General features: G+C 71.9%; 13 protein-coding genes, 1 tRNA gene and 2 rRNA genes. 6 read left to right on the top strand and 10 right to left on the bottom strand.

Translation table 11 applies throughout. The features are described 5' to 3' along the window. Window positions 1-99 precede the first annotated feature (99 nt). Window positions 100-2,364, top strand: a complete 2,265-nt coding sequence (locus ABIC30_RS12875) for a xanthine dehydrogenase family protein molybdopterin-binding subunit (RefSeq protein ID WP_354455326.1) — start codon at window positions 100-102, stop codon at window positions 2,362-2,364. Window positions 2,365-2,479: 115 nt separating this feature from the next. Further along, window positions 2,480-3,415, top strand: coding sequence for a dihydrodipicolinate synthase family protein (locus ABIC30_RS12870; RefSeq protein WP_354455324.1), 936 nt, complete (start codon window positions 2,480-2,482; stop codon window positions 3,413-3,415). A gap of 91 nt (window positions 3,416-3,506) precedes the next feature. Here the strand turns inward: ABIC30_RS12870 and ABIC30_RS12865 are convergent, their stop codons facing one another. Further along, complete coding sequence (locus ABIC30_RS12865; RefSeq protein ID WP_354455322.1) at window positions 3,507-5,936, bottom strand: membrane-bound PQQ-dependent dehydrogenase, glucose/quinate/shikimate family; 2,430 nt, start codon at window positions 5,934-5,936, stop codon at window positions 3,507-3,509. A gap of 137 nt (window positions 5,937-6,073) precedes the next feature. Beyond that, window positions 6,074-7,342 carry an efflux RND transporter periplasmic adaptor subunit gene (locus tag ABIC30_RS12860; protein ID WP_056529915.1) on the bottom strand — a complete coding sequence of 423 codons (1,269 nt, stop codon included), beginning with the start codon at window positions 7,340-7,342 and terminating at the stop codon, window positions 6,074-6,076. A 205-nt stretch (window positions 7,343-7,547) separates the two neighbouring features. On the opposite strand from ABIC30_RS12860, the gene ABIC30_RS12855 reads away from it, so the two are divergent. The 3 genes from ABIC30_RS12855 (at window position 7,548) to purD (ending at window position 10,570) form a co-directional block, all read left to right on the top strand. After that, a complete protein-coding gene (locus tag ABIC30_RS12855) occupies window positions 7,548-8,774 on the top strand; it encodes an oxalate decarboxylase family bicupin (protein ID WP_056529912.1) in 1,227 nt (408 codons plus the stop codon). Window positions 8,775-8,859: 85 nt separating this feature from the next. Beyond that, window positions 8,860-9,186, top strand: a complete 327-nt coding sequence (locus ABIC30_RS12850; protein WP_020095542.1) for a hypothetical protein — start codon at window positions 8,860-8,862, stop codon at window positions 9,184-9,186. A 109-nt stretch (window positions 9,187-9,295) separates the two neighbouring features. Further along, entirely contained in the window at window positions 9,296-10,570 is a 1,275-nt protein-coding gene (gene purD, locus ABIC30_RS12845) for a phosphoribosylamine--glycine ligase (RefSeq protein WP_042674068.1), read from the top strand. 123 nt (window positions 10,571-10,693) lie between these two features. Here the strand turns inward: purD and ggt are convergent, their stop codons facing one another. Together ggt and ABIC30_RS12835 are read right to left on the bottom strand one after the other, a co-directional pair. Beyond that, complete coding sequence (gene ggt / locus ABIC30_RS12840; protein ID WP_354455318.1) at window positions 10,694-12,463, bottom strand: gamma-glutamyltransferase; 1,770 nt, start codon at window positions 12,461-12,463, stop codon at window positions 10,694-10,696. A gap of 362 nt (window positions 12,464-12,825) precedes the next feature. Then, entirely contained in the window at window positions 12,826-13,836 is a 1,011-nt protein-coding gene (locus ABIC30_RS12835) for a 1-aminocyclopropane-1-carboxylate deaminase (protein ID WP_354455316.1), read from the bottom strand. A 251-nt stretch (window positions 13,837-14,087) separates the two neighbouring features. Here ABIC30_RS12835 and ABIC30_RS12830 point away from each other — a divergent pair, with 251 nt between their 5' ends. After that, the gene (locus tag ABIC30_RS12830; RefSeq protein WP_041372296.1) at window positions 14,088-14,552 is read left to right on the top strand and encodes an Lrp/AsnC family transcriptional regulator; all 465 of its coding nucleotides are present in this window, start codon (window positions 14,088-14,090) and stop codon (window positions 14,550-14,552) included. 6 nt (window positions 14,553-14,558) lie between these two features. On the opposite strand, the gene ABIC30_RS12825 is transcribed toward ABIC30_RS12830, so the two are convergent. The 6 genes from ABIC30_RS12825 to ABIC30_RS12800 form a co-directional block, all read right to left on the bottom strand. After that, complete coding sequence (locus tag ABIC30_RS12825) at window positions 14,559-15,902, bottom strand: replication-associated recombination protein A (protein WP_354455314.1); 1,344 nt, start codon at window positions 15,900-15,902, stop codon at window positions 14,559-14,561. A gap of 87 nt (window positions 15,903-15,989) precedes the next feature. Further along, window positions 15,990-17,447, bottom strand: a complete 1,458-nt coding sequence (locus tag ABIC30_RS12820) for a Do family serine endopeptidase (protein ID WP_024830494.1) — start codon at window positions 17,445-17,447, stop codon at window positions 15,990-15,992. Between the two features lie 131 nt (window positions 17,448-17,578). After that, window positions 17,579-18,058 (bottom strand): Ros/MucR family transcriptional regulator, encoded by a 480-nt coding sequence (locus ABIC30_RS12815; protein ID WP_020095549.1) that lies wholly within the window; start codon window positions 18,056-18,058, stop codon window positions 17,579-17,581. A 551-nt stretch (window positions 18,059-18,609) separates the two neighbouring features. Then, window positions 18,610-18,686, bottom strand: a tRNA-Met gene (locus ABIC30_RS12810). Between the two features lie 109 nt (window positions 18,687-18,795). Next, window positions 18,796-18,911: ribosomal RNA gene (gene rrf, locus ABIC30_RS12805) — 5S ribosomal RNA — on the bottom strand. A 133-nt stretch (window positions 18,912-19,044) separates the two neighbouring features. Further along, window positions 19,045-19,121, bottom strand: a 23S ribosomal RNA gene (locus ABIC30_RS12800); the annotation flags it as partial.

The raw sequence follows: 19,121 nt of genomic DNA, 5'->3' as shown, positions 1-19,121 counted from the left end.
CGATGTCGCGCTGCCCTGGGTCACTTCGCTCCGCTCGCGATGACGGCGGGAGCCGCGTTGACCGGAACCTCCAACCGGAACCCGTCTGAGGAGACCCGCATGACCGCGACCTCCACGCCCGCCCCGAATCTCCCCGCCGGCGCGATCCGGCACGGCTCCAGCATCGGCCAGCCGCTGACCCGGCGCGACGGCCCGCTCAAGGTGACGGGCCAGGCCCGCTTCTCCGCCGACAACCTGCCCCCCGGAACCCTCCACGCGGCGCTCTGCGTCGCCCGGATCGCCCGCGGACGCGTCACCGGCCTCGACGTGGCCGCCGCGGAGGCGCATCCCGGCGTCGTCGCGGTGATGCGGCCGGGGCACGCCCCGACGCTCGCCAAGGACCCGGACGCCAAGGACGGGCCGTTCACGTTCCGCCTCGACCTCCTGCAGAACGACCGCGTCCGCTACGCCAACCAGCCCATCGCCGTGGTGATCGCCGAGACCCTGGAGGCGGCCACCGAGGGCGCCCGGCTGCTCGCCCCGACCTACGCGGCCGAGACGCCCCGGATCGGGCTCGATTCCGGCGAGGCCTTCACGCCGGATTCGGTCGGCGTCGGCGCGCCGCCCGTCGAGACGGACGGCGACGTCGAGGCCGGACTCGCGGCCGCGTCCAAGGCGATCGCCGCCACCTACGAGACGCCGGCCCAGTATCACAACGCCATGGAGCCCCACGCGGCGGTGGCGAGCTGGGACGGGGACCGGCTGACGCTGTTCATGCCGACCCAGGCGCTCGCCATGTCGCAGGCAAGGCTCGCCGGGCTGTTCGGCATCGGCCCCGACGACATCCACATCGAGAGCCCCTATCTCGGCGGCGGCTTCGGCTCGAAGGGCGTCCCCGCCGGGCCGCAGGTGCTCGCCTGCATGGCGGCGAAGCTCGTCGGCCGGCCGGTGAAGCTCGTCCCGACCCGGACCCAGATGTACGGCCCGATGGGCCATCGCGGGCCGACCCGCCAGACCCTCCGGCTCGGCGCCGACGCCTCCGGCAAGCTGACGGCCCTCGACCACCACATCCGGACCGCCTCGTCGAGCTTCGACGACTTCTTCGAGCCGGCGGGCCGGGCGACCAGCACCCTGTACGCGAGCCCGGCCATCACCATCCGGCACGAGGCCGTGCGGCTCGACACCGGCACGCCGCTGTTCATGCGCGCGCCCGGCGAGGCGTCCGGCAGCGTCGCCCTGGAGAGCGCGCTGGACGAGATGGCCCACGAGCTCGGCATGGACCCGCTGGAGTTCCGGCTCGCCAACTACGCCGAGGTCGAGCCGATCACCGGCAAGCCGTTCTCCTCGAAGGCCCTGCGGGACTGCTACCGGCGCGGCGCCGAGGCCTTCGGCTGGGCCGGTCGCCCGCTGCAGCCCCGCCAGACCCGCGACCGGGACGGGTTCCTGGTCGGCACCGGCATGGGCACCGCCACCTTCCCGGCGCTGATCTTCGAGGGGATGGCCCGGGCCGAGATCCGCGCCGACGGCACCGGCACGGTGGAGCTCGGGGCGATCGACATGGGCCAGGGCTCGTGGACGGCGCTCGCCCAGATCGCCGCCGACGGGCTCGGGATCGGGATTGACGCCCTCACCTTCCGGATGGGCTCGTCAGACCTGCCGAATGCCGGCATCGCGGGCGGCTCGGGCCACACCGCCACGGCGGGCGGCGCGGTCCACGCGGCGGCCGGCGACGTGATCCGGCAGCTCGCGGAGCTCGCCACCAACGACCCCGCCTCCCCGCTCTACGGCGCCGGCAATGCCGGCGTGACCGCCGCGGGCGGGCGTCTGACCCGGCGCGACGACCCGGGCCGGAGCGAGTCCTTCACCGACATCCTCCGGCGGGCCGGCCGGTCGCGCATCGAGGGCCAGGGCAAGGCCGGCGCCGACCCGGCCGCGCAGGCCTCCTACGCCATGCACGCCCACGGCGCGGTCTTCGCCGAGGTGAAGGTCGATCCCGATCTCGGCCAGATCCGCGTGAGCCGCCTCGTCGGCGCCTTCGCGGCGGGCCGGGTGATCAACCCGCGCCTCGTCCAGAGCCAGTATTACGGCGGGATGATCTGGGGCCTGTCCTTCGCCCTGCACGAGCGGGCCGAGATGGATCCGCGCACCGGCCGGTTCCTCAACGACAACCTCGCCGAGTACCACGTGCCGGTGAACGCCGACGTGCCCGCCCTGGAGGCGATCCTGGTCCACGAGGACGACGCGGTGGTGAACAACCTGGGCGTGAAGGGAGTCGGCGAGATCGGCATTACCGGCACGGTGGGGGCCATCGCCAACGCGGTCTGGCACGCCACCGGCGTGCGGGTCCGCGAGATGCCGATCACCCTCGACAAGCTGCTGGGCTGATCGGGCGGGTCGGGCGCCTGGAACCGGTCCCGGGCGCGTCGCGCCGCCCGGGATTTTTTAGTATGGGGCAGGCCACCCGGCGGCCGGCGGCCGCCGCAGCAGCGCGGAGACCGGCATGCCTCTCACCAGCGACATCGGCGGCGTCGTCCCGATCGCGCCGACCCCGTTCCATCCGGACGGCCGGATCGACGAGGTCTCCCTCGACCGGATGACCGACTTCTTCGGGGCGGCCGGCGTCGACGGCCTGACGATCCTCGGCCAGCTCGGCGAGGCCGGCAAGCTCGACCACGCGGAGGGAATCGCCGTGGCGCGGCGCGTTCTCGGGCGCACACGGCTGCCGGTGATCGTCGGGGTCACGGCGCCGGGCTTCGCGGCCATGCGGTCGCTCGCCCGGGAGGTGATGGAGCTGGGCGCGGCCGGGGTGATGATCGCGCCGCCCAACACGCTCCGCACCGACGATCAGGTGGTCGGCTATTTTCGGAATGCCGCCGAGGCCGTGGGCCCGGACGTGCCCTTCGTGCTTCAGGACTATCCCCTCACCTTCTCGGTCCAGATGACCCCCGGCGTGATCCGCCGGATCGTGTCGGAGAACCCCTCCTGCGTGATGCTCAAGCACGAGGACTGGCCGGGACTGGAGAAGATCTCGACGCTGCGCGGCTTCGAGGCGGACGGCTCGATGCGCCACATCTCGATCCTGGTCGGCAACGGCGGTCTGTTCCTCGATTTCGAGACCGAGCGCGGCGCCGACGGGGCCAATACCGGCTACGCCTTCCCGGAGATGCTGGTCGACGTGGTCCGCCTCGGCCGGGCCGGCGAGCGCGACGCCGCCCACGACCTGTTCGACGCCCACCTCCCCTATCTCCGCTACGAGCAGCAGCAGGGCCCGCTGGGGCTCGCGGTCCGCAAATACGTGTTCATGCGCCGGGGGATCTTCGCGTCCGACACGCAGCGCAAGCCGTCGCAGGCGCTGACCGCGCAGGCGAAGGCCGAGGTCGAGTACCTGCTGGGCCGCCTCGCCCGCACCGACGCGCGGGCCCGGCTCGCGGCCTAGAACGCCCTGCCCTGCCCTGCCCTGCCCTGGCCGGAAGGCCGGGGCCTCGCCGAAGCCGCCTCGCCCGCTCCGGCGGGCGGGGCGCCACGGCTCACTCGAGCCTGAAGGCGATGACCGAGTCCCCCGGCGTGGTGCCGAGGGCGCCGTGCCCGCCCGCCGCGATCACCACGTACTGCCGGCCGTCCCGGCCGCGATAGGTCATCGGTGTGGCTTGGCCGCTGGCCGGCAACGTCGTGGTCCACAGGACCTCGCCGGTCTGCATGTCGTAGCCGCGGATGCGGTCATCGAGCGTGGCGGCCGTGAACGCGACGCCGCCCGCCGTGGTCAGGGTGCCGCCGTGGGCCAGCATGCCCATCTCCAGGGGAAGCGGGACCGCCAGGCCGCCGACCTTCTGCCCCGCGACCGTGCCGTTGCGGCGCTTCCAGGCGACGGTGCCGTCGGCGAGATTCACGCCGACGCGCACGCCCCAGGGCGGCGCGCTGCACGGGATGCCGAGGGCGGAGCGCATGTGCGCGATCGCGACCGCGTAGGGGCCGCCGAGATTCTCGTTGACCGGGCTCGCCTCGGGATCGGCGCCGACGAGGCGCCTCTCCGGCTCGCCCGGGGGGCGCGGGAGCAGGCGGTAGATGTAGGGCAGGTATTGCGGCGTCGCGATCATCCAGTGATGGACCGGATCGACCGCCACCGAACCCCAGTTGAACACCCCGATATTGCCGGGCCAGATGATCGCGCCCTCCGACGTCTGGGGCGGCGTGAACGGGTTGCCGTCGTAGCGATTCGACCGGAAGGCGAGGCGGCACTGGATCTGGTCGAAGGGTGTGACGCCCCACATGCCGGCCTCCGTCAGCGGCGCCGGCGTGAAGCGGAGGGACGACATCGGCTGGACCGGGGACGGCGTCTCCCCCGGGATGTCGGTCCGGGTCGAGACCGGAATCTCGGAGACCGGCCGGACCGGGGCGCCGGTGCGGCGGTCGAGGACCCAGACGTTGCCGACCTTGGTGGGGATCAAGATCGCCGGCACCGTCCCCTCGCCCCGCGGCAGGGTGAGGAGGACCGGCTGGGACGGGTTATCGCGGTCCCACAGGTCGTGATACGCGGTCCGGAACGCCCAGCGCAGCGCGCCCGTCTCCAGATCCAGCGCCGCCAGGGCGTCGATGAGGGCCTCGTCCGCCTTCGACCGGGCCACGCCCACCTGATCGGGCGCCCGGTTGCCGAACGGCACGTAGACGAGCCCCAGCGCCTCGTCGGCCGAGAACTGCGTCCAGGCCACCGCCGAGTTGGGCTCGTACGACTCGCCGGGCCGCAGCGGCGCGGTCGCGTCGGGCTTGCCGGCGTCGAACTTCCAGACGATCGCGCCGGTGCGCACGTCGAAGGCGCGGATCACGCCCGAGGGGTTGTCCGCGTAGTAGTTGTCGGCGATCGCGCTGCCGAGGACGATGAGGTTCCGGGTCACCAGCGGCGCCGAGGTCTGCTGATAGGCGGCGCGCCGGAGGTTCGGCATCTGCGCCTTCAGGTCGACGAACCCGTCCGCCCCGAAGGTCCTGCACGGGGCGCCGGTCTCGGCGTTCAGCGCGTAGAGGCGGGCGTCGACCGAGGCCGCGATGATCCGGCGCGGGCACTCGGCGACCGCGGCCGCGACGGCGGCGGCCCGGTCGGCGTCGGTCTCGGCGGGCGGCGCGTAGCCGGCCGAGTCGTTGTAGGACACGCCGCGGCAGGTCTGGTGCTGGTACTGGCCGTCCCGCGCCATCTTCGGGTCGAAGGCCCAGACCAGCCGGCCGGTCTCGGGCTCCAGGGCCTGGACGATGTTGTGCGGCGTGCAGAGGTAGAGCAGCCCGTTCACCTTGATCGGCGTGGCCTCGAAGGTGAATTCCTTCGGATCCGCCCGGCTGTCGCCGCGCAGGTCGCCGGTATGGTGCTCCCAGGCCACGGCGAGGCCCCGGACATTGGCGGTGCCGATATCCGCCAGCGCCGAGTAGCGCTGGCCGAGATTGGTGCCGCCATAGGCGACCCAGTCGTCGGCCGGAAAGGGAACGCCGCTCGGATCGACGGCGGCCGGCCCCGCCCCCGCGACCTTCGACAGGCTGCCCCGCGTCTCGACCGGGTCGACGAACCAGGACGCGGCGCCCGAGGCCGCGATCAGCAGGACGACGACCCGGAGGGAGAGCGGACCGTTCCCGAGACCGGGCGTCCAGGGCCGTTCGGGCGCGTCGCGCAGGCGCCGCACCACGGAGGGCAGGCAGAGCACGAGCCCGACGAGGAGGAGCAGGCCCCCGCGCGGGATCCATTGCCACTTGTCGAGCCCGACCTCGCCGAGCGTCCACACGAAGGCCGCCGCCAGCACCAGGGCGTAGATCCGGAGGCCGTTCTGGCGTCGCCGGACCAGCTCGACGCCGGAGACCAGCACGCCCAAGCCCAGGGCCACGTAGAACCAGGACCCGCCCGCGAGGGCCAGTGTCAGACCGAAGCTCGCGAGGGCGAGCCCGAGCAGCGCGATCGACAGCGCTATCGTTCCGAGTGCCACGGCGGTGGTATCCGCTTCCTGAGCCGGCCGGTCACGGCGGCGCCGGAAGCTGAGCCCCCACGGCGCCGCCGCATGCCCGACGGCTTATTGCCGCCGTAGCTGTCCCAAGGCTGGACAAGGCTGCCGGGCGCCGCCGCTCACGCCCCGGCCCGGTCCTCCGGACGCAGAGTGACCCTGTCGCCGTCGCGCAGCGAGGCCGGCGGGCCCACGACGACGCGCTCGCCGCCGTTCAGACCGTCGCGCAGCTCCAGGAGCGTGCGGGTCTGGCGGAAGATCGTGACGGGGCGCATCCGCACCACGCCCCCCCCGTCCCCGGCCGCCTCGACCACGGCCACGCGGGTCCCGTGCTGGTCGAAGATCAGCGCGTCGTTCGGCACTGTCACGGCGGGCGAGACCCGCGGGATCTCCAGCGTGATCGTGATGTAGAGTCCCGGCCGCAGCGCCCCGTCGGGGTTGGGGATGTCGACCTGCGTGACCAGCGTGCGCGCGGCCGAGAGCAGCGTCGTCGACGAGCGCGAGACCGTGCCGGGGAAGATCCGGCCCGGGATCTGCGCCACCTCGACCGAGGCGGCCAGCCCGTCGCGGACGCCGTCGGCGGCGTAGAGCGGCACGTTCACCGCCATGCGCAGTACGTCGTCCCGGTTCAGCGTGAGGAGCGGCGCCCCCGTATTCGTGTCCGCCGTGACCGCGTCGCCGACGTCGTTGTTGCGGGCCGTCACCACCCCGTCGAAGGGCGCGCGGATCTCCTCGAAGCCGGTCAGGACCTTGAGCCGGGCGACCTGCGCCTCCTGGGCGGCGATGTTGGCCTCCGCGACTTTCACGGCGGCCCTGGCGGCGTCGACGTTGGCGGTCTGCGCCAGCACCCCGGCCTGGGAGGTGTCGGCGTTCTGCCGGGTCTCGACCCCGGTGCCGGCCAGCGTCGAGGTCCGCCGGTTGGTCACGTCGGCGAGGTGGCGGTTGGCCTCGGCCTGGTCCACCATCGCCCGCGCCTGGATCAGCGCCGCCTGGAGCTGCAGCACCTGCGACTGGGCCTGGACCAGCTGCTGGTCGAGGTCGGGCGCGCTGATCCGGAACAGCAGGTCGCCCGCCTTCACGTGCGAGCCGATATCGACCTTGCGCTCGACGATGTAGCCGGTCGCCCGCGGGTAGAGGTTCGCGATGTCGAACGCCTGGGTGGTGCCCGTCTGGGTCAGGCTCAGGGTGTCGGAGGCCCGGGCCGCGGCGGCGACCCGCACGGTCGGCGGCTTCGCCTCGGCGGCCGGCGGACTCGCTGCGCGCGACGCGTCCGGCCACAGGCGGTATCCGAGGACGCCGAGGCCCGCCAGCGCCAGCAGGGCGAGCCACCGGCGGCCGCCGCGGGCGGGCGGGACGGTTCCGTCCGTGGCTGAACTGTCTCGGTCCGCCATCCTCGCCCTCGGGTCGCGCCGCGCCTGAACCGCCGCCTCGGCGCCCGGCCGGGACGCGTGCGCCGCCGTATTCAATGCGCCGTCTTCAATGCATAGACCGCGCGCGGGCTCCGGGCGAGATGCCGCAGCGCACAGCACGGCCCGCCCGCGGATCCTCCGAGCACGCGACCGGTTTCCCTGCCACGGACTCAGGGACCCATCCACGATGACCGAGATCTCCAGGCGCGCCGTCATCGCAGCCGCCGGCGGCGCGATGGCCGCGTCCTCCGCCGCGGCGCAATCCGCCGGGCCGGCCCCGCGCCTCCCCGAGCGCGGCGGCAAAGGCGCCGACATCCTGGGCCCGCAGAACCGGCCCCGCGCCGCCGAGGAGCCGTTCACCCTGGCGCCGCCCGCCACCGACCACGGCACCATGCCGAACCTGAAGTGGTCCTTCGCGGACAGCCACATGCGGCTGGAGGAGGGCGGCTGGGCGCGCCAGACCACGATCCGCGAGCTGCCGGTCTCCAAGGCCATGGCCGGGGTCAACATGCGGCTCAAGGCCGGCGCGGTCCGCGAGATGCACTGGCACAAGGAATCCGAGTGGGCCTACATGATCAAGGGCAAGGCCCGGATCACCGCGGTCGACCAGGACGGGCGCACCTTCGCGGACGATGTCGGCGCGGGCGACCTCTGGTACTTCCCGGGCGGCATCCCGCACTCCATCCAGGGACTCGCCGCCGACGGGATCGACGGGTGCGAGTTCCTGCTCGTCTTCGACGACGGCGGTTTCTCGGAAGATTCCACCTTCCTGCTCACCGACTGGCTGGCCCACACGCCCCGGGACGTGCTCGCCAAGAATTTCGGCCTGCCCGAGAGCGCCTTCGCCAGGATCCCCGAGAAGGAGCTCTACATCTTCCCCGGCCCGAAACCCGGCCCGCTCGCGGCCGACCGGATGGGCGGCTCCGGGCCGGTGCCGAAGACCTTCAGCCACCGTATGCTGGCACAGGAGCCGGTCCGCACCCGGGGCGGCAGCGTGCGCATCACCGATTCCACGGTGTTCCCGGCTTCCGTGACGATCGCGGCGGCCCTGGTCGAGGTCGAGCCCGGGGGGCTGCGCGAGCTGCACTGGCACCCGAACAGCGACGAGTGGCAGTACTACCTCTCCGGCCAGGGCCGGATGACGGTGTTCGGCTCGGAATCGAAGGCCCGCACCTTCGACTACCGGGCCGGCGACGTCGGCTACGTGCCCTTCGCCATGGGGCACTACATCGAGAATACCGGCGACACGACCCTGACATTCCTGGAGATGTTCAAGAGCCCGCGCTACGCCGACATCTCCCTGACGCAGTGGCTGGCCCTGACCCCGCACCCCCTGGTTCAGGCCCATACCGGGCTGGATCCCGAGCGCCTTGAGGCCCTGCCGGAGACAAAGTCCCCCGTTGTGCCGGGTTGACGCGCCCGGGAACCCGGACCGATCCTGGCGCGTCGACCCGCACAAGCGTTTCCGAAACCCGCTCGACTCTCGCACGGAGGGACCCATGCGTGCCGCGTCCCGCGCGCTCCTCGCCCTGGCGCTCGCCCTCCCGGCGGGCTCCGCCTCGGCGCAGGTGCAGCAGAACGACCCGAATGCCGCCAACGCCTCATTCGCCCTGCAGGGCCAGATCCGGTCGCTCAACCAGCAGCGGGTCTCGGACTTCAACACGCTGAACCAGACGTTCCAGCGCAACGTCCAGGCCGATTCCTTCGGGCCCTACCTGCCCTATCGGGGCGTCCGCGGGGATGTGTACCGGGGCCGCCATATCGGTCGCAACGGGATCGTGCGGCGGGGCGGCGGCCTCAACACGAGCGTCTGCACCGGCTGCTGACATCGGCCTCCGCGCCGCCGGGATATCCGCGCAGAGCGGGGAAAGCCCGAAAAAAACCTTTTCCCGCGGGCACGCTTCCCCCAGAAGCTGGGCCCATGGTGGCGTGCGCATGAATATCCTGCTGATCGGCTCCGGCGGCCGCGAGCACGCCCTGGCTTGGCGACTGGCCCAGAGCCCGCTCTGCACCCGCCTGTTCACGGCGCCGGGCAATCCCGGCACGGCCCGCCACGGGACCAACCGGCCGGACCTCAAGGTCACGGACCACGCGGCCGTCGCCGCCTTCTGCGCGGCGGAGGCGATCGGCCTCGTGGTGGTCGGGCCCGAGGCGCCCCTCGTCGCCGGCCTGGTGGACGACCTGAAGGCCGCCGGGATCCGCGCCTTCGGGCCGACCCGCGACGCCGCCCGGCTCGAGGGCTCGAAGGGTTTCACCAAGGATCTCTGCGCCGCCTGCAACATCCCGACCGCCGCCTTCGCGCGCTTCTCCGACCTGGAGCCGGCGCTGGCCTATGTCCGCCAGCAGGGCGCCCCGATCGTCGTGAAGGCCGACGGCCTCGCTGCCGGCAAGGGCGTCACCGTGGCCGAGACGGTCGACCAGGCCGAGGACGCGCTGACCGGCCTCTTCGCCGAGCCCGGCGCCGAGGTCGTGGTCGAGGAGTGCCTGTTCGGCGAGGAGGCGAGTTTCTTCGCCCTGTGCGACGGCACGCGGGCGATCTCCCTCGGCACCGCCCAGGACCATAAGCGGGTCTTCGACGGGGACCGGGGGCCCAATACCGGCGGCATGGGCGCCTATTCCCCGGCCCGGGTGGTCACCCCGGAGATCGAGGCCCGGGTCATGGCCGAGATCATCGCGCCGACGCTTGCCGGCATGCGGGCCCGCGGCTGCCCGTTCACCGGCATCCTGTACGCCGGCCTGATGCTCACCGCCGACGGCCCCAAGCTGATCGAGTACAACACCCGCTTCGGCGACCCGGAGGCGCAGGTGCTGATGCCGCGCCTCGCCTCCGACCTCGTGCCGGCCCTGCTCTCGGCCTGCGAGGGCGACCTCTCCGGCGTGAGCCTGGAATTCGATCCGCACCGGGCGGCCCTCACCGTGGTGATGGCGGCGGCCGGCTATCCGGGCGCCGTGGTCCGGGGCTCGGTGATCCGGGGCGTCGACGCCGCCGAGGGCGACGGGGTTCACGTGTTTCAGGCCGGCACCCGCGCCGAGGACGGGCAGCTGCTCGCCGATGGCGGCCGGGTCCTGGCGGTGACGGCCCTCGGCGACAGCGTCACGGACGCCAAGGCCCGCGCCTACGCGGCGGTGGCCCGGATCGACTGGCCGGAGGGTTTCTGCCGGCGCGACATCGGGTTCCGCGCGGTGGCGCGGGAGGCGGGAGAGGGCTGAGCGGCGCCCGCGTTCGACGCCGCGGCGGGCCGTGCGCCTCCCTGCCCCCGACGCCCGGGACGCCGCGGAGGCTGATCCGGGACCCGAGCCCGCGCGGTGCCGCGCAGCGTCCGGAAACCTCCCCTACTCCCCAACCGCCGCGCCGGCCGGCCGGCGGTTGTCGTTGGCGCCGTAGAGCAGGCCCGGCCGCATCCGCTCCGTGCGCGAGGCGTCATTGCCCGACGACGCGGCCTCCGGCAGGGCGAGCGCCGCGGCCCGGACCGCGATGAGCTCCTGCGCCCCCCAGGGCCTCTGCTCGACGATCGTGTGGCCCATGCCCTTGAGGATGGCCTGGGTGTCCGCCGAGAGCGCGAAGGGCTCGGCGTAGACCGTGTCGGGCAGCCACTGGTGATGGATGCGCGGGGCGTCCACCGCCTCCTGCGGCTCCATGCCGAAATCGAGCACGTTGATCAGCGTCTGCGCGTTGATCGTGATGATCCGCGAGCCCCCCGGCGAGCCCGCCACCAGCGCGACCTTGCCGTCGCGCAGCACGATCGTGGGCGCCATGGACGAGAGCGGGCGCTTGCCCGGCTGGATCGCGTTCCTGGTCCCCTGCACGAGGCCGAACAGGTTCGGCACCCCGGTCTTGACCGTGAAATCGTCCATCTCGTCGTTGAGGAAGAACCCCGTGTCGCCGGCGATCACCCCGGCGCCGAAATAGCCGTTGATCGTGTAGGTCAGCGCGACCGCGTTGCCGGCCTTGTCCATCACCGAGATGTGTGTGGTCTCGGGCCGTTCCCGCGCCTCCGGTCCCGGATCCGGGCGGATCTCCGCAGATGGGGTCGCCCGGTCCGGGCGGATCGAGGCCCGGAGCGTCTCCGCGTAGGCCGGCGACACCAGCCGGTCGACCGGGTTCTCCACGAAGGCCGGGTCGCCGAGCAGCAGGTTGCGGTCCGCGTAGGCGCGCCGCATCGCCTCGACCATCAGGTGTACGGTCCGGGCCGAGTTGAACCCGGCGGCCCGCAGGTCGTAGCCGTCGAGGATGCTGAGGATCTCGCAGAGCGTGGTGCCGCCGGACGAGGGCGGTGGCGCCGACAGGATCGTGGCGCCCCGGTAGCGGCAGGTGAGCGGCTCGGACTGCGTCACCGTGTAGGCGGCGAAGTCGGAGGCCGTCAGCAGGCCGCCGCCCGCCCGGGAGGCCGCCTCCACGGCTGCCGGGATCGCGCCCCTGTAGAACGCGTCCGCACCGCGCTCCGCGATGGCCTGGAGGGTGCGGGCGAGGTCGGCCTGGACCAGCCGGTCCCCGGGCCGCCAGGGGCTGCCGTCCGGGCGCAGGAAGATCCGGGCGACGTTCGTCTGGCCCGCGAACAGCTTCGTGCCGGATTCGAGGATGTCGGTGTCGCCCCGGGTCAGCACGAACCCGTCCCGGGCGAGCGCGATCGCCGGCGCCATCACCCGCGCCAGCGGCAGGGTCCCGTACGCGGCGAGGGCGGTGTTGAGGCCGAGCACCGTCCCGGGCACGCCGGCCGCCTTCCAGCCGCGCAGGCTCGCGCCCTTCACGACGTTGCCGGCAGCGTCGAGATACATGTCCCGGGTGGCGGCCGCCGGGGCGGTCTCGCGGAAATTGATGAAGCGGCTGCGCCCGTCGGCGCTGTGGAGCACCAGGAAACCGCCGCCGCCGATGTTGCCGCAGCAGGGGTTCACCACCGCCTCGGCGTAAGCGACTGCCACCGCGGCGTCGACGGCGTTGCCGCCGGCCCTCAGGATGTCGGCGCCCACCTGCGAGGCGAGGCGCTGGGACGAGACCACCATCCCGTTCTCGGCCTCGACGGCCGGTCCCGAGGCGGAGCGCGCGGCGGGCGCGCCCAGGGCGAGCAGGGCCGTGAGGAGCAGCGCGCGTGCCGGTGCGATCATCCCTGCCCTCTCCGGTGCGGGTCCCGCGCCGTCATATAGGGGACCGCGCGCTGGAGTCGCTGGACCCGTCCGATCACCGTATCCCGAGGGGCGGCGAAGCCGCCGCGAAGGAGCCTCCGAGGGCTCGCGAGACTTCCGGAGCCCCTCCGAGCCCGCTGCACAGCACCGCAGGATGAGAGGGGCGAAGGGCGGTGAGGGATCGGGCCGATCCGCCTCACTCGGTTTCGCTGGAACGGTTCGGTTGAGGTGCCCCTCTCCGTCATCACGAGCGCAGCGAAGTGACCCAGGGTCGCGCCACGTCAGGAAGCGTGGCGCTGCTGGATTGCTTCGCTCCGCTCGCAAGGACGGCGCCGCCGAAGGCCTCAGCCGTTGCGGAACGTGTAGCTGTAGCCGTTCAGCGCCGGCGCGCCGCCGAGATGGGCGTAGAGCACCTTCGAGCCCTTCGGGAAGAAGCCCTTCTTCACGAGGTCGATCATACCCTGCATCGACTTCCCCTCGTAGACCGGGTCGGTGATCATCCCCTCGAGCCGGGCCGAGAGCCGGATCGCCTCCACGGTCTCCTTGGAGGGCACGCCGTAGACCGGGTAGGCGTAATCCTCGTTGAGCACCACGTCGTCGGCCACGATGTCGCCCGCGCCGACCAGGGCGGCGGTGTTCTGGGCGATGTCGAGGACCTGGGCCTTGGTCTGGGTCGGGGTGCAGGAGGCGTCGATGCCGATGACGTTGCGGGCGCGCCCGTCGGCCGAGAAGCCCACCAGCATGCCGGCATGGGTCGAGCCCGTCACCGTGCAGACCACCACGTAGTCGAAGCGCAGGCCCATCTCGGCCTCCTGCTTGCGGACCTCCTCCGCGAAGCCGACGTAGCCGAGCCCGCCGTACTTGTGCACGGAGGCGCCGGCCGGGATCGCGTAGGGCTTGCCGCCCTCGGCCTCGACCTCGGCGAGCGCCCGCTTCCACGAATCGCGGATGCCGATGTCGAACCCGTCATCGACGAGCTGCGTCTGCGCGCCCATGATCCGCGACAGGAGGATGTTGCCGACCCGGTCGTAGACCGCGTCCTCGTGCGGCACCCAGGCCTCCTGGATCAGCCGGCACTTCATCCCGATCTTGGCGGCGACCGCCGCGACCATGCGGGTGTGGTTCGACTGCACGCCGCCGATCGACACCAGCGTGTCGGCGCCGCTCGCGATGGCGTCCGGCACGATGTACTCGAGCTTGCGCAGCTTGTTGCCGCCGTAGGCGAGGCCGGAATTGCAATCCTCGCGCTTGGCGTAGAGTTCGACCTCCCCGCCGAGATGCGCGGTCAGGCGCTTGAGCGGCTCGATCGGCGTCGGGCCGAAGGTCAGGGGATAGCGCTCGAATTTGTCCAGCATCGGGTCTCTCCGGGTCTCGGGGCGCGGCCGGGGGCAGGAGCGGTCTCCGCCGGGCCCGGACGCGTCGAAGCGAGGCCTCGGGGACGGCCCGGCGCGAGGCCCGGCTCCGTCTTCGAGGCGCGGGGAAAATTACCCGATCCGCGATGAAAGGTGCTCTCGATCTTTCAGCTCAGACATCCCGCCACTTGCGTTGCTGGGCGCCTCAGCTGCAGAGAATTCCGGATTGAGCTGTGACCCTGAAAGAATCGTCCATGTCCGCAGGGCTCGACCGGATCGACCAGAAGATCCTCCGCCTCCTCCAGGCGGACGGGCGCATGGCCAATGCCGAGATCGCCGAGCGGGTCGGCACCAGCGCGGCCACCTGCCATCGCCGGATCCAGCGCCTGTTCGCGGACGGGTTCGTGCGGGCGGTCCGGGCGCTGATCGATCCGATGCGGGTCGGACGCGGCACCCTGGTCTTCGTCGGCGTCGTGCTCGACCGCTCGACCCCCGAGAGTTTCTCGGAATTCGAGGCGGCCGTCCGGGCGATTCCCGCGCTCCTCGACTGTCACCTCGTGGCCGGCGACTTCGACTACATGCTGAAGATCCGGGTCTCCGACATGGCCGACTTCAACCGCCTCCACAGCGCCACGCTGATCGGCCTGCCGGGGGTGCGCCAGACCCGGACCTTCTTCGTGATGAAGGAGGTGATCGACAACGCGCCCCTCGATCTGTGAGGCCGCCTACCCCTCCCCGCGCCGTTCCTTCCGCAACGCCTCCCAGCGGTCGAGCCGCTCGGCGATGCGGTTCTCGTAGCCCCGTTCGGTCGGCTGATAGAGGTGCTGGCGCCCCAGCGCGTCGGGCCAGTAATCCTGGCCCGAGAAGGCGTTGGGCTCGTCGTGGTCGTAGCGGTAGCCCTCGCCGTAGCCGATCCGCTTCATCAGCTTGGTCGGCGCGTTGAGGATGGTGCGCGGCGGCGGCAGGGAGCCCGCCTCCTTGGCGAGGCGCGTCGCGGCCTTGTAGGCGGTGTAGACGGCGTTCGATTTCGGCGCGCAGGCGAGGTAGATCGCCGCCTGGGCGAGGGCCAGCTCGCCCTCGGGGCTGCCGAGGAAGTCGAAGGCGTCCTTGGCGGCGTTGGCCACCACCAGCGCCTGCGGGTCGGCGAGCCCGATATCCTCCACCGCCATGCGCACCAGCCGGCGGGCGATGAACAGCCGGTCCTCGCCGGCATCGAGCATCCGGCAGAGATAGTAGAGCGCCGCGTCCGGGTCCGAGCCGCGGACGGTCTTGTGGAGCGCCGAGATCAGGTTGTAGTGGCCCTCCTGCGCCTTGTCGTAGATCGGCGCGCGCCGCTGCACGATCTCTTGAAGCGCCTCGGCGTCGAGGGTCTCGCCGGGTCGGGCCGAGCGCCAGACCTCCTCCGCCAGCGTCAGGGCCGCCCGACCGTCCCCGTCGGCCATGCGGACCAGCACGCCCCGGGCCTCCTCGGTGAGCGGCAGGGCCTGGCCCGTCAGCGCCTCGGCCCGGACCAGGAGCCGCGCGACGGCGCCCGGGTCGAGCGCCCGGAACAGCAGCACCCGGGCGCGGGACAGGAGCGCGGCGTTGAGCTCGAAGGACGGATTCTCCGTCGTCGCGCCCACCAGCGTGACGGTCCCGTCCTCCATCACCGGCAGGAAGGCGTCGAGCTGCGCCCGGTTGAACCGGTGGATCTCGTCGACGAACAGCAGGGTCCCCTGCCCGGTCGCCCGGCGCTTGCGGGCGGCCTCGAACACCTTCCGCAGGTCGGGCACGCCGGAGAAGATCGCCGAGATCTGCTCGAAATGCAGGTCCGTGCCCTGGGCGAGCAGCCGCGCCACCGTGGTCTTGCCGGTGCCGGGCGGTCCCCAGAAGATCAGCGAGCCGAGCGTCCGTCCCCGCAGCAGGCGCGTGAGCGCCCCGCCCTCCCCGGTCAGGTGTTCCTGGCCGACGACCTCGGCGAGGGTCTGCGGGCGCAGCCGGTCCGCCAGCGGGCGGGCGGCCTCGGCACCGGGGGCGCGGCCGGGATCCGGCGCGGGAGGCGGTTCCGCGGAGGCGAACAGGTCGGACATCCGCGCATCAACACCGGGCGCGGCCGGGGGCGCAAGCCGGGAGCCGGGGCTTGCCCACGGCCACGGACCTGGCGCCCCCGGACGGGATCAGCCGCCGAACACCGAGGTCAGGATCTCGCCGTTGCGGTTGATCGCGACCTCCCACGAATTGAGGCTGTTGCGGGTGACCCGGTCGAGATCCTTGGTGGTCGACATCGGCACGCCGTTGACCGCCACGATCACGTCGCCCTTCTGCAGCCCGACCCGGGCCGCGATGGAGTTCTCGTCCACCGCCTGCACGGCCACGCCCTCGGCCGGGAAGTCCACCTGCATCTCCTCGGCCACCGCCGGCGAGGTGTTGACGAGGGTCGCGCCGACGAACGGCGAGCGGGTCTTCACCTTGAGCACGTCCCGCGGGCGCGTCTCGGGAGCCGGGGCGAGCTTGACCGAGACCGTCTGCCGGGCCGTGCCGCGCAGGATCCCGAACCGGGCGTGGCCCTGCACGCCCTTCAGGGCGAAGCGGTAGCCGAAAGCCTCCGGGTCGGCCACCTCCTGGCCGTCGACCGTGAGGATCAGGTCGCCGCGCTTCAGGCCCGCCTCCTCGGCCGGGCTCTTGGGCTGGAGGCTCGCCACCAGCACGCCGGTCGGGTGGTCGAGACCCATGCTGTCGGCGATGTCGGGGGTCACGCTCTGGATCCGCGCCCCGAGCCAGGGCCGGCGCACCACGCTCGCCCCGTCGCGGGCGGCGTCGACCACCGCCTTGACCATGCCCACCGGGATCGCGAAGCCGATGCCGTGGCTGCCGCCCGATTGCGAGTAGATCGCGGTGTTGATGCCGACGAGCTGGCCGCGCAGGTCCACCAGCGCGCCGCCGGAATTGCCCGGGTTGATCGCCGCGTCGGTCTGGATGAAGTACTGATAGTCCGCCGAGCCGACCTGCGTGCGCGCCAGGGCCGAGACGATGCCCTGCGTCACCGTCTGGCCGACGCCGAACGGGTTGCCGATCGCCATCACGAAGTCGCCGACCTCCAGGGCGTCGGCATCGCCGAACGGCATCGGCACGAGGCCCTTCGGCGGCTCCTTGATCTTGAGCACCGCGAGGTCGGTGCGGGTGTCGCGCATCACGATCGTGGCCTCGAACTCGCGGCGATCCGCCAGGGCGATCCGCACCTCGTTCATGTTGTCGATGACGTGGTTGTTGGTGATCACGAGCCCGTCGGCATCGACCAGCACGCCCGAGCCCAGGGAGCGCTGCGCCCGGTCACCCCGGGGGCCGCGGCCGCCCTCCGGCTCGCCGAAGAAGCGGCGCATGAACTCCTCCATGGCGCTGGTGCGCGCGCTGGAGCGCTTGTCCACGTGGGAGGCGTAGACGTTCACCACCGAGGGCGCGGCCCGCTTCACCACGGGGGCGAAGGAGAGCTGCACGTCGGCCTTGCTCAGCGGCACGACCTTCGCGGTGCCGTCCTTCGCGGGCTCCCGGGTCTCCGTCCGCGCCATCTGCGCCGCGGCCGGGCTGGCGGCCAGCAGGGCTGCGACGAGGGCGGGCAGGGTGAGGCGGGTCAGCATGCAGGGCTCCGGCGTCTGGGCGGGCGCGCCGTCCAGGCCGAGACAAGGCAGGCGCACCGTGCGGCCCCACGCTATCGAGGCCGATTGCGGCAGGTCGACGACACCTTCGCCGCAGGCGGGACGTGTCGCCGTCAGACGGCTTCCTTGCTGCGCGCCCGCCGCTTCCCGGCGGGCTGCGGCGCGGGCTCGGCTTCGGGTTCCGGCGCCGCGGCGCGCGGCTGCCCGAGGCCCAGGGAGCGGGCGAGCTGCGAGCGCTGCTCGGAATAGCTCTGGGCCGTCATCGGGTAGTCCGAGGCGAGGCCCCACTTGGCGCGGTAGGCCTCCGGCGTCAGGCCGCGCAGGGTGAGGTGCCGGCGCAGCGTCTTGTAGGGCTTCCCGTCCTCGAACGAGATCAGGAAGTCCGGATTGATGGAGCGCCGGATCTCCTGCGCGGTCGCCTTGGCGATCGGCGGGCTCTGGCCGGCGTCGCAGACCCCCCGAATCGCCGCGTGCACCTCGTTGAGGAGGCCGGGCAGATCCGCGCTCTGCACGTGATTGTGGCTCACATAGGCCGAGACGATCTCGGAGGCGAGCGTGACGAGGCGGAGAGAGCCGCCGTTCGACTGGGCCATGTCTCGTGCGTTGCCTTCTCGTGATGACGAAACTCGCCAGAACGCAAGCACTGCGTCGCGATTCGGACGCCTGATACAATCGCATTCGCAAGAAGCGTCAAGTCTTAAATTCGGAACTGGGGTATACGATCCCAAATAGCGTAATAAGAGCGATCTTGATCGCTCAACCTCAAGGAGTAATGCCTGTCAGGGTCTCGCTTGTGCGCAATCGATATTGCCGATTTATCCCTGCGACCTGACGCGGCCTGCACTCTACAGCCGAAGGTGCGATGCGGTGCCGGCTATAGAGCTTACGAGGCCGTTTCTGCCCATCGATTGTGCATTCGCAGAGCGTCGCTGGCTGATACCTCAAAGCCGATAGGACAACCTCAACGACGCTTTGTGGCGACCGCACCTCGGCGGTGAGCGACGGAGGGTCTGGAAGCGGACCGACGGTGCGCCAGTGGCGCAACCTGATCGCGAACTCGCTTGGGCGTTCGAGCTCCGTCCGTGGCCGGACAAACGCAGAACCCGCCGCGCTGTTGAGCGCGGCGGGTTCTGTCTGTCGGATTTGGTTGCGGGGACAGGATTTGAACCTGTGACCTTCAGGTTATGAGCCTGACGAGCTACCGGGCTGCTCCACCCCGCGCCAAGTCTGTACGGCTGGTCCGGGTCGACGCGGGCTCTGTGTGAGCGTGCGCCGTGTCCGGGGGCCGGATCGGTGTTCGTGTCGAGGGAAGGATGATTGCGATGGGCAGGTCTGGCGGCGACCGACTCTCCCGTGTCTTGAGACACAGTACCATGGGCGCTGGCGTGTTTAACGGCCGAGTTCGAGATGGGATCGGGTTCTGGGCACGCCGCTCAGGCCACCAGACCGGCGCATCGCAACTTGTTTGGCACTGGGCGTCGCAGGGTGCTGCGACGGCGAGTGCTCAGTTCGGCAAGCATGCAGCGTCTGGCGCTGCGGGTCTTTCTGCAACCGTGCCTCGCGGACACGGATCACGAGAGCGATCAAGCCAATCGGGCGATTAGTACCGGTCGGCTCAACGCGTCGCCGCGCTTGCACCCCCGGCCTATCGACGTG

Source organism: Methylobacterium sp. 1030, assembly GCF_040544715.1.
Lineage (GTDB): Bacteria > Pseudomonadota > Alphaproteobacteria > Rhizobiales > Beijerinckiaceae > Methylobacterium.
The sequence above is the reverse complement of the archived record's forward strand: the minus strand, read 5'-3'. Positions and strand labels throughout refer to the sequence as shown.